Source organism: Streptomyces sp. NPDC079167 (assembly GCF_040686735.1).
Lineage (GTDB): Bacteria > Actinomycetota > Actinomycetes > Streptomycetales > Streptomycetaceae > Streptomyces.
On sequence record NZ_JBFBLO010000005.1, the window covers coordinates 299,054 to 313,716 of the forward strand.

15 protein-coding genes are annotated in these 14,663 nt (G+C 71.1%); 10 read left to right on the forward strand and 5 right to left on the reverse strand.

Annotated elements, in window-relative coordinates:
- The first annotated feature begins 30 nt into the window (after window positions 1-30).
- Window positions 31-684, forward strand: coding sequence for a DNA alkylation repair protein (locus AB0P41_RS13310; RefSeq protein ID WP_365932126.1), 654 nt, complete (start codon window positions 31-33; stop codon window positions 682-684).
- 304 nt (window positions 685-988) lie between these two features.
- Here the strand turns inward: AB0P41_RS13310 and paaK are convergent, their stop codons facing one another.
- A complete protein-coding gene (gene paaK, locus AB0P41_RS13315) occupies window positions 989-2,278 on the reverse strand; it encodes a phenylacetate--CoA ligase PaaK (RefSeq protein WP_365931900.1) in 1,290 nt (429 codons plus the stop codon).
- A 115-nt stretch (window positions 2,279-2,393) separates the two neighbouring features.
- Window positions 2,394-2,861, reverse strand: a complete 468-nt coding sequence (locus AB0P41_RS13320; RefSeq protein WP_356706968.1) for a nuclear transport factor 2 family protein — start codon at window positions 2,859-2,861, stop codon at window positions 2,394-2,396.
- Between the two features lie 145 nt (window positions 2,862-3,006).
- Here AB0P41_RS13320 and AB0P41_RS13325 point away from each other — a divergent pair, with 145 nt between their 5' ends.
- Both AB0P41_RS13325 and AB0P41_RS13330 read left to right on the forward strand, forming a co-directional pair.
- Window positions 3,007-3,570 (forward strand): TetR/AcrR family transcriptional regulator, encoded by a 564-nt coding sequence (locus AB0P41_RS13325; protein WP_365931902.1) that lies wholly within the window; start codon window positions 3,007-3,009, stop codon window positions 3,568-3,570.
- A gap of 56 nt (window positions 3,571-3,626) precedes the next feature.
- Window positions 3,627-5,147, forward strand: a complete 1,521-nt coding sequence (locus AB0P41_RS13330) for an alpha/beta hydrolase (RefSeq protein ID WP_365931904.1) — start codon at window positions 3,627-3,629, stop codon at window positions 5,145-5,147.
- Window positions 5,148-5,186: 39 nt separating this feature from the next.
- On the opposite strand, the gene AB0P41_RS13335 is transcribed toward AB0P41_RS13330, so the two are convergent.
- On the reverse strand, window positions 5,187-6,824 hold the full coding sequence (locus AB0P41_RS13335) for an FAD-dependent monooxygenase (protein WP_365931906.1): 1,638 nt from the start codon (window positions 6,822-6,824) through the stop codon (window positions 5,187-5,189).
- A 271-nt stretch (window positions 6,825-7,095) separates the two neighbouring features.
- On the opposite strand from AB0P41_RS13335, the gene AB0P41_RS13340 reads away from it, so the two are divergent.
- The 7 genes from AB0P41_RS13340 to AB0P41_RS13370 all read left to right on the forward strand — a co-directional run bounded on the left by AB0P41_RS13340 (window position 7,096) and on the right by AB0P41_RS13370 (window position 12,354).
- Window positions 7,096-8,214, forward strand: coding sequence for a TcmI family type II polyketide cyclase (locus AB0P41_RS13340; protein ID WP_356706964.1), 1,119 nt, complete (start codon window positions 7,096-7,098; stop codon window positions 8,212-8,214).
- A gap of 68 nt (window positions 8,215-8,282) precedes the next feature.
- Window positions 8,283-8,726, forward strand: a complete 444-nt coding sequence (locus AB0P41_RS13345; RefSeq protein WP_104791177.1) for a cupin domain-containing protein — start codon at window positions 8,283-8,285, stop codon at window positions 8,724-8,726.
- Window positions 8,723-9,991, forward strand: coding sequence for a beta-ketoacyl-[acyl-carrier-protein] synthase family protein (locus tag AB0P41_RS13350; RefSeq protein ID WP_365931909.1), 1,269 nt, complete (start codon window positions 8,723-8,725; stop codon window positions 9,989-9,991). The genes AB0P41_RS13345 and AB0P41_RS13350 overlap by 4 nt, the downstream gene beginning before the upstream one ends.
- Window positions 9,988-11,247 carry a ketosynthase chain-length factor gene (locus AB0P41_RS13355; RefSeq protein ID WP_356706960.1) on the forward strand — a complete coding sequence of 420 codons (1,260 nt, stop codon included), beginning with the start codon at window positions 9,988-9,990 and terminating at the stop codon, window positions 11,245-11,247. The genes AB0P41_RS13350 and AB0P41_RS13355 overlap by 4 nt, the downstream gene beginning before the upstream one ends.
- A gap of 16 nt (window positions 11,248-11,263) precedes the next feature.
- A complete protein-coding gene (locus AB0P41_RS13360; protein ID WP_104791180.1) occupies window positions 11,264-11,521 on the forward strand; it encodes an acyl carrier protein in 258 nt (85 codons plus the stop codon).
- Between the two features lies 1 nt (window position 11,522).
- Complete coding sequence (locus tag AB0P41_RS13365; protein ID WP_104791181.1) at window positions 11,523-12,002, forward strand: SRPBCC family protein; 480 nt, start codon at window positions 11,523-11,525, stop codon at window positions 12,000-12,002.
- Window positions 12,003-12,021: 19 nt separating this feature from the next.
- Window positions 12,022-12,354, forward strand: coding sequence for a TcmI family type II polyketide cyclase (locus AB0P41_RS13370; RefSeq protein ID WP_356706958.1), 333 nt, complete (start codon window positions 12,022-12,024; stop codon window positions 12,352-12,354).
- Window positions 12,355-12,423: 69 nt separating this feature from the next.
- Here the strand turns inward: AB0P41_RS13370 and AB0P41_RS13375 are convergent, their stop codons facing one another.
- Both AB0P41_RS13375 and AB0P41_RS13380 read right to left on the reverse strand, forming a co-directional pair.
- A complete protein-coding gene (locus AB0P41_RS13375; RefSeq protein ID WP_365931912.1) occupies window positions 12,424-13,509 on the reverse strand; it encodes a methyltransferase in 1,086 nt (361 codons plus the stop codon).
- Between the two features lie 34 nt (window positions 13,510-13,543).
- A complete protein-coding gene (locus AB0P41_RS13380; protein WP_365931914.1) occupies window positions 13,544-14,638 on the reverse strand; it encodes a right-handed parallel beta-helix repeat-containing protein in 1,095 nt (364 codons plus the stop codon).
- Window positions 14,639-14,663 lie beyond the last annotated feature (25 nt).

Genomic DNA, 14,663 nt, shown 5'->3' on the forward strand with positions numbered 1-14,663 from the left:
GGCGTGGCCGGGACGACGGTGGCCGAGGTGATGGCCGAGCTGGCCGGGCTCGAGGACCCGAAGGTACGCGAGGTGAACGAGAGGCACGGTGACGACCACGGCGTGAACCTCGGCAAGCTGCGCGCACTCGCGAAGCGGCTGAAGACGCAGCAGGAACTCGCGTGCCGGCTCTGGGAGACGGATGACACCGCGGCGAAGCTCCTGGCGCTCCTGATCTGCCGCCCGAAGGCGTTCGGCCGCGACGAACTGGACGCCATGCTGCGCCAGGCGCGCACTCCCAAGGTGCACGACTGGCTCGTGAACTACGTGGTGAAGAAGAACCCGCACGCCGAAGAGCTGCGGCAAGCCTGGTCCGCCGATCCGGACCCGGTGGTCTCCGGTGCCGGCTGGGCGCTGACCACCGAACGCGTGGCGAAGAGGCCCGAGGGCCTCGACCTCGGTGGGCTGCTCGACGTCATCGAGGCGCGGATGCAAGGCGCCCCGCCCCGCCTGCAGTGGGCGATGAACCACTGCCTCGCTCAGATCGGGATCGAACACCCCGGCCACCGCGCCCGTGCGATGGACATCGGTGAGCGTCTGGGAGTGCTCAAGGACTACCCGACCTCCCCAGGCTGCACCTCTCCGTACGCGCCCGTCTGGATCACCGAGATGGTGAGCCGCCGGCAGGGCGGGCCCGCGGCCTGACCGGCGCCGACGGCCATGCGCACGGAGCCGTGGAGCCACGGAGCCGTGGAGCCACGGAGCCGTGGAGCCACGGAGCCACGGAGCCACTGGAGCCACCGGGGCGAGTGTGCGTCCTGGTCCGTTCGCCGTCCGCCGAGCCCAGAGCCTGGTCGACGACGTGCGCGGCAGAGCCCCGTGACGTCGGGCCTTTCGCAGCCGCGCCCCGGCCCGCCCCGGCCCGCCCCGGTCCGTCCCGTACGTGCCCTGGCGGTCTCGCCCGACCGGCCCCGAGCCGTCGTCCTCAGCCCCCGCTCGGTCGGCTCCCTCAGCGGACCTCCCTCAGATCGACGATCCGCTTCATCTTGCCGACCGACCGCTCCAGCGTCTCCGGGTCGACGATCTCCACCCCGACGCTCACGCCGACCCCGTCCTTCACGGCCGCCGCGATGGACCGGGCGGCCTCCTCGCGCTCTGCCGTGCAGGCGCCGGCCCGCGCCTCCGCCCGCACGGTCAGCGCGTCCATGCGCCCCTGGCGAGTCAGCCGAAGCTGGAAGTGCGGAGCCACTCCCGGGGTCCGTAGCACGATCTCCTCGATCTGCGTGGGGAAGAGATTCACCCCGCGCAGGATCACCATGTCGTCACTCCGGCCGGTGACCTTCTCCATCCGGCGGAAGACACGGGCCGTCCCCGGCATCAGCCGCGTCAGGTCACGGGTGCGGTAGCGGATCACCGGCATGGCCTCCTTGGTGAGCGAGGTGAAGACCAGCTCGCCCTCCTCCCCGTCCGGCAGGACCTCCCCGGTGAACGGGTCGACGACCTCCGGATAGAAGTGGTCCTCCCAGATGTGCAGCCCGTCCTTGGTCTCGACGCACTCCTGTGCCACCCCAGGACCCATCACCTCCGACAGCCCGTATATGTCGACGGCGTCGATGGCGAACCGTTCCTCGATCTCGCCGCGCATCTGCTCGGTCCACGGCTCGGCACCGAAGATGCCGACCTTCAGCGACGTCCCCCGGGGATCGACTCCCTGGCGCTCGAACTCGTCCAGCAGGGTCAGCATGTACGAGGGCGTGATCATGATGATCTCCGGCCGGAAGTCCTGGATCAGCTGCACCTGGCGCGCCGTCATTCCCCCGGACGCCGGGATGACCGTGCAGCCGAGGCGCTCCGCCCCGTAATGCGCTCCGAGGCCGCCGGTGAACAGCCCGTATCCGTAAGCCACATGCGCCTTGTGGCCCGGCCGCCCGCCCGCCGCCCTGATCGACCGGGCGACCACGTCCGCCCAGGTGTCCAGGTCGCGTTCCGTGTACCCGACCACCGTTGGCCGGCCGGTCGTGCCGCTGGACGCGTGGATCCGCCGCACCCGGTCCTCGGGAACGGCGAACATCCCGAACGGGTAGTTGTCGCGAAGGTCGGCCTTGACGGTGAAGGGGAATCGGGAGAGATCGGCGAGCGTACGGCAGTCATCGGGGCGCAGCCCCGCCTCGTCGAACGCCGCGCGGTAGAAGGCGACGTTCTCGTAGGCGTGCCGCAGGGTGGCCCGGAGCCGCTCCAGCTGCAGGGACTCGAGCTCGTCGCGGCCGAGCCGCTCGCCGGCGTCAAGCAGCGCGGTCATACGGATCATCCCCTCGCCGACTGGCGACCGACCATTCGGTCGCCTCCTGGGAGCAGTAATTCAGGAGGCGGGGGGTTCTGGCAAGGGGTGCGGGCCGCCTGTGGACAACTCCTGGTCAGAAGCCCAGCCCCGTGAGCCCGGGGTGGTCGTCCGGCCGCCGCCCGGGCGCCCAGCGGAACCGGCGCCCGGACTCCTCGATCGGGACGTCGTTGATCGACGCGTGGCGCACCCGCATGAGTCCGGCGCTGTCGAATTCCCAGTTCTCGTTGCCGAAGGACCGGTACCAGCGGCCTGTGTCGTCGTGCCACTCGTAGGCGAATCGCACGGCGATCCGGCTGCCGTCGTGCGCCCACAGTTCCTTGACGAGGCGGTAGTCCAGCTCCCGGGCCCACTTCCGGGTCAGAAAGCCGATGATCTCCTGCCGCCCGGTCACCCACTCGGAGCGGTTGCGCCAGCGGGAGTCCGGTGTGTAGGCGAGCGCCACCTTCTCCGGGTCCCTGGTGTTCCAGGCGTCCTCGGCACGCCGGACCTTTGCGACCGCGGACTCCCGCGTGAACGGCGGAACGAGCGGCTGTGCGTTCATGCGACTCCTCCGAAGCTGGAGAACGTGCGTTCTCCTCTTGGTGCCGTACTGTATGAGAACGCACGTTCTCCCACAAGGCCGCCGCAGGGCGACACGTCGCGGGGCGCGGACGCGGGCACGCGACATGCCGACGAGGGGACTCACCGTGGAAGCCGCACAAGCTCGGTCCTCGGCACTGGAAACCGCCGAGGAGCTGTTCTACGCCAGGGGTGTCCAAGCGGTCTCCATGGACGAGATCCGAGCCGCCTCGGGTGTCTCGCTCAAGCGCCTCTACGCGCTCTTCCCATCCAAGTCCGCGCTGGTCCGTGCCTGCCTCGAAGCCAGGGACACCCGGTGGCGCGCACAGCTCGCCGCCTATGTGGACAGCCACCCGGGCACGCCGCGGGACCGTGTCCTCGCGGTCTTCGACTGGCTGCACGTGTGGTTCTCCGAACCCGGCTTCCGCGGCTGCGCCTTCAACAACAGCTTCGGCGAGATCGGCGCGACGGACGCCGCCGTCGCAGGCATCGCACGCCTCCACAAGGAAGCCTTCCACGCCTACGTCACCGGCCTGGTCACGGCCGCGGGGCAACCGGAGGAATCCGCCGCAGCCTGCGTACTGCTCGCCGAAGGCGCGATCGTCACCGCGGCCGTCTCCGGAACGCCCGAGCCCGCACACCAGGCCCGGAAGGCGGCCGCGCGGCTCCTGTCCGACGCCCCCGTTCCCTGATTCGCTCTGGGCGTACGCACCTGCAACGGGCCGTCCGCCCTGCTTTGATGGCTGCCATGCCGATCTTCAGTACGTACGACGGAACCGCACTGGCCTACCACTTGGTGGGCGAAGGCGAACCGCTGATCTGTCTGCCGGGCGGCCCCATGCGGGCGGCCCGCTACTTCGGCGACCTCGGCGGCCTGTCCCGGGTACGGCAACTGGTGCTGCTGGATCTGCGGGGCACCGGGGACTCCGCCGTCCCGGACGACCCGTCGACCTACCGGATCGACCGTCTCGTCGAGGACGTCGAGGCGCTCCGCGCGCACCTCGGCCTCGAACAGGCCGACGTGCTGGGCCACTCCGCCTCCGGCGAACTCGCCGCGCTCTACGCCGCGAAATACCCCCGGCGACTGCGCTCCCTCACACTCGTCACGCCCGGGACGGGCACCCTGGGCCTCCCCGCCACCGATCAGGACCGGCGCGACGCCGCAGCGCTGCGCGCCCACGAACCCTGGTACGCCGAGGCCCGGGCGGCGCTGGACGAGATCCAGGCCGGACGCGCCACACCCGGGACCTGGGCGGGCATCCGGCCGTTCATGTACGGCCGCTGGGACGCCGCCGCTCAGGCGCACGCCGAAGGGTCCCCCGCGCAGCGCAACGCGTCGGCGGGGTCGTTCTACTACCCCGAGGGCGGCCTCGACGCCGGTGCCGCGGTCGCCGCACTCCGCGAGCTGCCGGTTCCCGTGCTCGTCCTCGCGGGGGAGTACGACGGCGGCCCCACCCCCGACCGCGCGGCGGAACTCGCCGCGCTCTTTCCGCACTCGGAGTTCGTCGTCCAGCGGGGCGCCGCCCACTTTCCGTGGATGGACGACCCCGGTGCCTTCGTCCGCACCGTCACAGCCTTCCTCGACCCCGAGGTCAACAGTGTGCAGGCGGGCGGTATCCGGCTCGCGTACCGCACCTGGGGCGACCCCTCGGCCCCGCCCGTCGTCCTCGCCCACGGGCGGGGCGGGAGCAGCCTGGACTGGACCGGCATCGCCGAACATCTCGCGGCCCGCCACCGGGTGTTCGCACTCGACTTCCGGGGCCACGGCCTCAGCGACTGGCCGGGCCGCTACTCCTTCGAGCTCTTCCGTGACGACCTGCACGCCTTCCTGGAGGCCCGCAATCTCTCCGGCGCCACGGTCATCGGACACTCCATGGGCGGAGCGGCAGCCCTGCTGCTGGCCGAGCGGCACCCGGAACTGGTCGGTGCCCTGGTCGTCGAGGACGCCCCGCCCCTGCTCCCGCTCGACCCGCCCCGCGGGCCGGCCGAACGGCCGCCGGGCGAGCTCGGCTTCGACAGGCAGGTCGTTCCGTCCATCGACGCCCAGCTCAACGCCCCGGACCCGGCCGCACGGGAGCGTCTGGGCGGGATAACAGCGCCGGTACTCGTCGTCGGTGGGACCCGCAGCCACATCGACCAGGGGCAACTGGCCTGGATGGCGGAGCAGATACCCGGAGGGCGGTTCGCCTCCGTCGACGCCGGCCACCTGGTGCACGCCGACAACCCGGAGGCGTTCCTCGCGGCCGTCAAGTCCTTCGGCCTCGGCTGACGGGCCCCGCTGGACCCGCCGGCCGCACCTCCCGCCGCGTCAGCCGCGGTGGAGCAGAGTCGCCATGACCTCGTACAGCGTCGCCTCCGGGTCCGCCGCCGCGCCGTGCGAACGCCAGGCCACGAACCCGTCGGGCCGCACCAGGACGGTGCCTTCGGCGGACGTCCCGTGGGCGGCGGCCCAGTCGGCCCCGTCCTCGGGCCGCAGGTCGGCGTCCGGGGCGGAGCCGATCCCGAAGGCCTCCAGCGGGACCGACAGGCGCTTGGCCACCTGCTCCGCCGCCACCCGCCAGTCCGGGTACCGGGCATCGCACAGCAACACGAACGACTTCTCGTAGAGGTCCAGCGTCGACACGCGCCCGCCGTCCCGCCGGAGCCACATGTGCGGGGCCCTGGTACCGGGTTCACCCGTCAGGCCCATGCCTTCGGGCACCACCGGAAGGGCGGGGTCGACGTCCAGGACGGCGCCGCGCACATAGCGGTAGCCGAGTGCGACCGTGAGCATGCCGCCCTTGCGGCCGCCGCCGCCCGTGCCGGGTGATCCGGCGTACCCCGGGTGGCTGTGCTCGCCCGAACGGGCCGACGCACGCGCGCTCGTGGCCTTCGCCACGGGCAGCCGCTCCGCCTCGTACGTCTGGAGAAGCCCCGGTCCGGCCGCCTCGTCGAGCACGGCAGCCAGCTTCCACGCCAGGTTGTGCGCGTCCTGGATGCCGGTGTTGGATCCGAACGCCCCGGTGGGGGACATCTCGTGCGCCGAGTCCCCGGCCAGGAAGACCCGGCCGGAACCGTACCGCTCGGCGACCCGCTCGGCGGCGTGCCACGGCGCCTTGCCGGTGATCTCGACGTCCAGGTCCGGCGCACCGACCGCCCGGCGGATGTGCTCCGCGCACCGTTCGTCGGTGAAGTCCTCCAGCGTCTCGCCCCGGTCGGGCTGCCACGGCGCGTGGAACACCCACTGCTCCTCGTTGTCCACGGGCAGCAGGGCCCCGTCAGCGTCCGGAGTGGTCAGGTAGCAGACGATGAAGCGCCGGTCGCCCACCACGGAGGCGAGCCGCCGCGAGCGGAACGTGATGCTCACGTTGTGGAAGAGGTCTCCGGGTCCCGTCCGGCCGATGCCCAGCTGCTCCCGGATCGGACTGCGGGGCCCGTCGGCCGCGACGAGATAGTCGGCGCGAACCGTGGTGTGCTTCCCGGTCTCCCGGTCCTTGACCACGGCGGTCACCCCGTCCACGTCCTGCTCGAAGCTGAGCAGCTCGGTGGAGAACCGCAGCTCGCTGCCCTGCGCCCGGGCATGTGAGACCAGCACGGGTTCCAGGTCGTTCTGGCTGCACAGGCACCAGCCGCTCGGGCTGAACCTGGCGATCCCGCCGCCCGGGTCGATCTCCTTGAACAGCCACTCCTGGTCGTCGCCGGTGAGCGACCCGGCCTGAAGGATTCCGTGATTGTCCGCCAGCACGGACGCGGCGTCCCGGATCAGCTGCTCCGCCCCCGCGGTCCGGAACACCTCCATCGTCCGGACGTTGTTCCCCCGCCCCCGCGGGTGGGTCGAGGTGCTGCTGTGTTTCTCCACCAGCAGGTGGCGGACGCCGAGCCGGCTCAGGAAGAGGGAGGCGGACAGGCCCACCAGGGAGCCGCCCACGATGAGGACCGGTACGCGGAGATCGACGTTCTCGTTCATCAGTTGCTCCAGCTCGGACGCATGACGGATGCAGTGTCCATGCCCTCGCAGGAGGCTCCCGGCCGGGCTTCGGCCGGTGCCTCACCTGAACGGTTCATAAATCTCGCGCCGCTCGTACCAGCGTTCCACGATCAGTCGCGGGAGCGATGCTCGCGATGCGGGGACGGACTTCATGCCGGCGGGCAGGGACCTGCGCCGCTTCCACCGAAACCGACGGATGACGAGAGGCCACGGGACGTGGCCGCCGCACCGTCTCGAAGGAGAGCGAAAGATGACAACCCTCTCGGAACGGATATCTCAGTCCGCCTTCGACGGTTCGAGGCTCCGGGTCATACTGCTGCTGGACCTGCACGACGGCGCCCAGAACCAGTTCCTCGAGGCGTACGAGCACATGCGCAACCAGGTGGCCTCGATCCCCGGACACATCAGTGACCAGCTGTGCCAGTCCATCGAGAACCCCTCGCAGTGGCTCATCACCAGTGAGTGGGAGAGCGCCCCGCCCTTCCTCGCCTGGGTGAACAGCGAGGAGCACGTGGCGACGGTCCAGCCGCTGCACAGCTGCGTACGCGACACACGCTCCCTGCGCTTCAGCGTGCTCCGGGAGACCGGGGCGGCGTTCGAGGGCACCCCCGAGTCAGCCAAGGGCCGCCTCCAGGCCGCGCCGCGGCTGGGCGACGGCGTCGTACGCCACGCGCTCACCTTCACGGTGAAGCCGGGCACGGAGGAGATGGTCGCGAAGATCCTCGCCGACTACGACTCCCCGCAGTCCCGCGTCGACGAGAACACCCGGCTGCGCCGTACCTCGCTCTTCATGCACGGCAACCGCGTCGTGCGAGCGGTCGAGGTCGAGGGTGACCTGATGGCGGCACTGCGGCACGTCTCCCGCCAGCCCGAGGTCAGGGCCGTCGAGGAGGCGATCAACCCCTACCTGGAGCAGGACCGGGACCTCAGCGACCCCGACTCCGCCCGGATGTTCTTCACCAGGGCCGCGCTCCCCACCGTCCACCACGTGACAGCGGGCCGGCACGCCCCCGAGGGCGTCCAGCGGCACTCGCTGTTCTACCAGGCCAAGGAAGGCTGTGGCATGGCACTGGCCCGGCTGCTCGCCGGCCAGGACGAGGAAGCGGCGAACGACGCGTCGAGCCCCATCGAGAGCAGCACCATCTTCCAGCGCGACGACATCGTCGTGCGGCTTCTCGAGGTGAGCGGCCCGCTCGACGCCCAGCCCTCACAGGCACTCGGCATCGGCGGCCACCGCAAGGCGGCCATGCTCGGCCGGCTGCTCGACGGCGGTGCGAACGGCATGCCGACGACCGACCAGGAGGCCGCGCGCTTCCTCGCGCAGGCCGAGATGGACCTGATCACCGACCGTCGGGCCGCAGAGTCCTGACGCGTCACCGGCAGCGGGGCCACCCCCGCTGCCGTCACACCGCACAACGTGCCTGGAGGAGAACAGCCATGACCACCCACCGGCCTCGCATCGTGGACCTCAGCGAGACTCAGCCCAACCGCAGGCGCGGAGGCGACCTGCGCGCCATGCTCACCCCCACGGCGGTGGGCGCCACCAGCGGCTTCATGGGGCTGGCCATCGTCGCCCCGGGGGACCGGATCGGCGAGCACTACCACCCGTACTCCGAGGAATTCGTGTACGTCGTGGACGGGCTTCTCGAAGTGGACCTGGACGGCGAAGCGCACCCGATGCGGCCCGATCAGGGCCTGCTGATCCCGCCGCACGTCCGTCACCGTTTCCGCAACGTGGGCGACGTGGAGGCCCGCATGGTCTTCCACCTCGGCCCGCTCGCGCCGCGGCCCGAGCTCGGGCACGTGGACACCGAGGTCACGGAGACCGCGGACCCCAGTGACGGCTACGCGCCGCCAGAACGAACGGGGGCGGCCTCATGACCCGGCGCGTGGCCGTCACCGGGGTCGGCGTCGTCGCACCCGGTGGCATCGGAGCCCCGGCGTTCTGGGACCTGCTCGCCAACGGCCGTACCGCGACACGCGGAATCACGCTGTTCGACCCCGCGGAGTTCAGGTCACGTATCGCCGCCGAGTGCGACTTCGATCCCGTCGCCCACGGCCTGGACGCGGACCTGATCGCCCGCTCGGACCGGTACATCCAGTTCGCCCTCGTGGCGGCCAGGGAAGCGCTGGGCGACGCCGGACTCGACCTCGAGAAGGAGGACCCCTGGCGCGTCGGGGTCTCCCTCGGGACCGCGGTCGGCGGCACCACGCGCCTGGAGCACGACTACGTCGCGGTCAGCGGCAGCGGTGCGCGCTGGGACGTCGATCACCGGCCGGCGGGTGCCCACCTGGAGCGCGCGTTCGCGCCCAGTACCCTCGCCTCCGCGGTCGCGGAGGAGGTGGGCGCGCACGGGCCGGTGCAGACGGTCTCGACCGGCTGCACCTCCGGCCTCGACGCGATCGGGTACGCCTTCCACTCCGTCGAGGAAGGACGCGTGGACGTCTGTGTCGCCGGAGCCTCCGACACACCGATCACCCCCATCACGGTGGCGTGCTTCGACGCGATCAAGGCGACCTCGGCGAACAACGACGACCCGGAGCACGCCTCCCGGCCGTTCGACGCCCGCAGGGACGGCTTCGTCATGGGCGAGGGCGGCGCCGTCCTCATCCTCGAGGAACTGGAGCACGCCCGCGCCCGCGGCGCGACCGTCTACTGCGAGATATCGGGCTACGCCACATTCGGCAACGCCTACCACATGACCGGGCTGACCACCGAGGGACTGGAGATGGCCGAGGCCATCAACACCGCCCTCGCACACGCCCGGCTCGACGGATCGCAGGTCGACTACGTCAACGCGCACGGTTCGGGCACCAAGCAGAACGACCGGCACGAGACGGCGGCGGTGAAACGGGCGCTGGGCGCGCACGCGTACAAGGTCCCGATGAGCTCCATCAAGTCGATGGTCGGCCACTCCCTCGGCGCCATCGGCGCGATCGAGATCGCCGCCTGCGTCCTGGCCCTCAAGCACCAGACGGTGCCGCCGACGGCCAACTACGAGACCGCGGACCCCGAGTGCGATCTCGACTACGTACCCCGCACCGCTCGGCCCCTCAAGCTGCGCAGCGTGCTCTCGGTCGGCAGCGGCTTCGGCGGATTCCAGTCCGCCGTCGCCATGACCAGAACAGGCGGGAGGACCCCATGAACGCCCCGGCAACCCCGGTACGCCGCAGTTCCGTCATCACGGGGATCGGTGTCGTCGCCCCCAACGGGACCGGCGCCGGTGCCTTCTGGAAGCAGACCCAGGAAGGGGTCAGCGTCCTCGACACGGTGTCCCGCGAGGGCTGCGAGAACCTCCCGTTGCGTGTCGCGGGCGAGGTCAGGGACTTTGACCCGGTCGCCTTCATCGAGGAGCGCTTCCTGGTCCAGACCGACCGCTTCACGCACTACGCGATGGCCGCCGCCGATCTCGCGCTGGACGACGCGCGGCTCGGACGCGCGGACTACGAGGGCGCGCCGTTCAAGGTGGGCGTGGTCACCGCCGCCGGTTCCGGCGGAGGCGAGTTCGGCCAGCGCGAGCTGCAGCGGCTGTGGGGCGAGGGCTCCCGATTCGTCGGCCCGTACCAGTCCATCGCCTGGTTCTACGCGGCCAGCACCGGCCAGATCTCGATCCGCGGCGGTTTCAAGGGGCCGTGCGCCGTCGTCGCCAGCGACGAGGCCGGCGGCCTCGACGCGCTGATGCACGCCGCGCGGTCCATCCGGCGGGGAACGGACGCCGTCGTGGTCGGCGCGGCCGAGGCACCCCTCGCGCCGTACTCGGTGGTCTGCCAGCTCGGCTACGAGGACCTCAGCCTCTGCGACGAGCCGACCCGGGCCTACCGGCCGTTCACCGCGGACGCCTGTGGATTCGTGCCCGCGGAGGGCGGCGCCATGCTGGTCGTCGAGGAGGAGACGACGGCCCGCGCCCGCGGTGCGACCGTCCGGGCCGAACTGGCCGGCCACGCCGCGACCTTCACCGGCGCGGCCCGCTGGGAGGAGTCCCGGGCGGGACTGGCCCGGGCGATCGAAGGCGCGCTCCGCGAGGCGGGCTGCGCGCCGGAGGAGATCGACGTCGTGTTCGCCGACGCCCTCGGCGTGCCCGCGGCCGACCGGGCCGAGGCCCTCGCCATCGCCGATGCCCTGGGCGCACACGGACGCCGCGTCCCGGTGACCGCGCCCAAGACCGGCACCGGCCGCGCCTACTGCGGCGCACCCGTGCTCGACACCTCCGCCGCGGTGCTCGCCATGGAACACGGCATGGTCCCGCCGACGCCCAACGTCTTCGACGTGTGCCACGACCTGAACCTGGTCACCGGGCGCGCGCGTCCCGCCGAACTGCGCACCGCGCTCGTCCTGAGCCGCGGGCTGATGGGCTCGAACTCGGCCCTGGTGCTGCGCCGCCCCACCGACACCCCGCTATGAGAAGGAGTAGCCCCTCATGACCGCTCAGCTGACGTACGAAGAACTGGCCGCGCTGATGAAGAGCGGCGCCGGCCTGACGGTCGACCCGTCGGAGATGGCGAGCCGCCCCGGCTCCGCCTTCGACGCGTACGGCCTTGACTCGCTCGGCCTGCTCGGCATCGTGGCCGCGCTGGAGAACCGGTACGGCCACCCGCTGCCGGTCGACGCCGACCGGTGCAAGACGCCCGGCGAGTTCCTCGACCTCGTGAACAACACGCTCGTGACAGGAGCCTGACATGACTGGACACACCGAGAACGAGATCACCATCGCCGCCCCCCTGGACCTCGTCTGGGACATGACGAACGATCTCGAGAACTGGCCCCAGCTGTTCAGCGAGTACGCGTCCGTCGAGGTGATGAAGCGGGAGGGCCAGAAGACGACCTTCCGCCTCACCATGCACCCCGACGACAACGGCAAGGTCTGGAGCTGGGTATCCGAGCGCACCACGGACCGCCAGGGGCGCAACGTACGCGCCCGGCGCGTCGAGACCGGACCGTTCCAGCACATGGACATCCGGTGGGAGTACTCCGAGGTCCCGGGCGGCACGCGCATGCACTGGCGCCAGGACTTCGCGATGCGCCCCGACGCACCGGTCGACGACGCGTGGATGACCGACAACATCAACCGCAACTCCCGCGTCCAGATGGAGCTCATCCGCGACAAGATCGAGCAGCGCGACCGGGAGCGCCGCTCCGCCTCGGTCCCCGCCAACTGATGCCCCGAAAGGCAGCCAGATGCACCACGCACTGATCGTCGCCCGGATGGCGCCGGAGTCCGCGCCGGACATCGCGAAGCTGTTCGCGGCCTCGGACAACACCGACCTGCCGCACCTCGTCGGCGTCAACAGGCGCACGCTGTTCCAGTTCGGCGACGTGTATCTCCACCTGATCGAATCCGAACGGCCCCCCGGCCCGGAGATCGCGAAGGTGACGGAGCACCCGGAGTTCAAGGCCATCAGCGACCGGCTGACCGCCTTCGTGAGCCCCTACGACCCGGAGACCTGGCGCGGTCCGAAGGACGCGATGGCCCAGCCGTTCTACCGGTGGCAGAGCGACGGTTCCGCCTGACGGACAGAAGACCGCCCCGGGTCCGGCACTCAGGTGCCGGACCCGGGGCGGTCCGCGTGCGTGCCCGCGCTACGGCACGACGCACTCGAAGGCGTGCAGGTACGCGTTGACCGGGTGGATCTCGCCGACCCGCAGGCCGGCGTCGGACATCCGCCCGACCAGGCTCTCCCGGGTGTGCTTGGCACCCCCGACGTTCAGCAGGAGCAGCAGGTCCATGGCGGTGGTGAACCTCATCGACGGGGTGTCGTCGACGAGGTTCTCGATGATCACCACGCGGGCACCGGAGCGGGCCGCGGCGACCACGTTGCGCAGGGTCCTGCGGGTGCTCTCGTCGTCCCATTCGAGGATGTTCTTGATGATGTAGAGGTCCACCTCGAACGGGATGTCCTCACGGCAGTCGCCGGGCACGATCCGTACGCGGTCCGCGAGGCGGCCGCCGTCCCGCAGCCTGGCGTCCGCACGGGCCACGACACCCGGCAGGTCGAGGAGCGTTCCCCGGACCGAGGGGTGCTTCTCCAGCAGACTCGCGAGCACGTGTCCCTGGCCGCCGCCGATGTCGGCGACCGAGGAGACCCCGGTGAGGTCCAGGAGGTCGGCGACGTCCTGCGCCGACTGCACGCTCGATGTGGTCATCGCCCGGTTGAACACCTGGGCGGACTCGCCCGCGTCCTGGTGGAGGTATTCGAAGAAGCCCTTGCCGAACGTCTCGGGAAAGACGCTGGAGCCGGAGCGCACCGCGTCGTCGAGCCGCGGCCAGACCTCCCAGGTCCAGGGTTCGGTGCACCACAGGGAGATGTAGCGCAGGCTGTTCGGGTCGTCCTCGCGCAGCAGCCGGGACATCTCGGTGTGGACGAACTTCCCCTCCGCCGTCTCCTCGAAGATCCCGTAGCAGCACAGTGCGCGCAGCAGCCGGCTCAGCGGTACGGGCTGGGCGTCCACGACCAGGGCGAGCTCGGCCGCCGATGCCGGTGCCTCACCCAGCGCGTCGGCCACACGCAGCCTCGCCGCCGCGCGCACGGCCGCGGCGCAGGCCGCCCCGAAGGCGAGCTCCCGGAGCCGCATGGACGGCGGCGGGTTCTGGGCGGCGGAGACCGGGTGTGCGGGGAGAGGTGCCGCGACGGGGGTGGTGTCGGGGGTGGGACTCACGGTGGTCATACCGTCTCGTTTCTCCTCGTGCGGCGGTGGGCCGTCATCCGGCACACATCCCGGCCGGGACGGACGTCCCGCAGGTGTTGCTGACGAAGGTGTTGCCGGTACCCGAGGTGTCGCGGTTGGCGAGGTCGGCCGGCTTGTTGCCCTGCACGAGGTTGCGGCTGATGGTGTTGTCGGTGTTGAGAGCGCCCACGAAGCTCTTGAACAGCAGAATGCCGCCGGAGAGCGGCGTCGAGCCGACGTTGTCACGGATGACGTTGGAACGGACCACCGTGGCCTCGCTGCCGGTGAGGACGATGCCGGATCCCTGGATCGCGGACAGACGAGGGGTGGCCGGACAGAACTTGTTGTTCTCGACGATCCGGTTGCCGCTGATGGTCATCGCCCCCGCCGCGGGCTTGGACTCGTCGCCCACGACGAAGACCCCGCTGCAGTTGCCCGTCAGGGTGTTGCCGTCGATGACGAGGTTCCTCACCCGGCGGGCGGTGACGCCGATGCGGTTCCCGCTGACGGAGTTGTCCACGACCAGGGTGCCGCCGGTGTCGGTCGCCCCGCCTTCCTCGCTGACCGAGTTGGCGACGAAGATGCCCGCGTCGCCGTTGCCGGTGGCGGTGTTGTGCCGGAAATCACCGCGGGTGGACCGCTCCTGGGCGATGCCCCAGGTGCCGTTCTTGCCGGCTGCCACCCTGCGGACGGAGAGCCCGTCGGTCCAGGACGCCCAGATGCCGCTCTTGTCGAAGCCGGAGACCGTCAGTGAACGGATGCGGACATCGTCGACCGTGCGGCTCTTCGTCCCGAGGACGCAGATGCCGTTGCCACCCGTGGCGCAGGCGTTCGCCGCCTTGGCCTTCTTGGCTCCCTTCGCGGCCGGCGGGGCGATCACCGTCCGCTCACCGGTGCCGCGCAGGGTCAGGCCGGGCTTGGTGATCAGGACGCTCTCACGGTAGGTGCCGGCCAGGACGACGACGGTGTCGCCGGGCCGGGCCGCGTCCACCGCGCTCTGGATCGATTCGCCCGGGTGCACCACGAGGTCACTGTGCCCGGACGCGGCGGAGGGCACGGCCGCGAGACCCAGGGCCGTGGCTGTGGAGACGGTGATACCCGCCAGGCATTTCATGTGTCTTCTGCTCATGAGCCGAAGCTATGGGCGATCAACC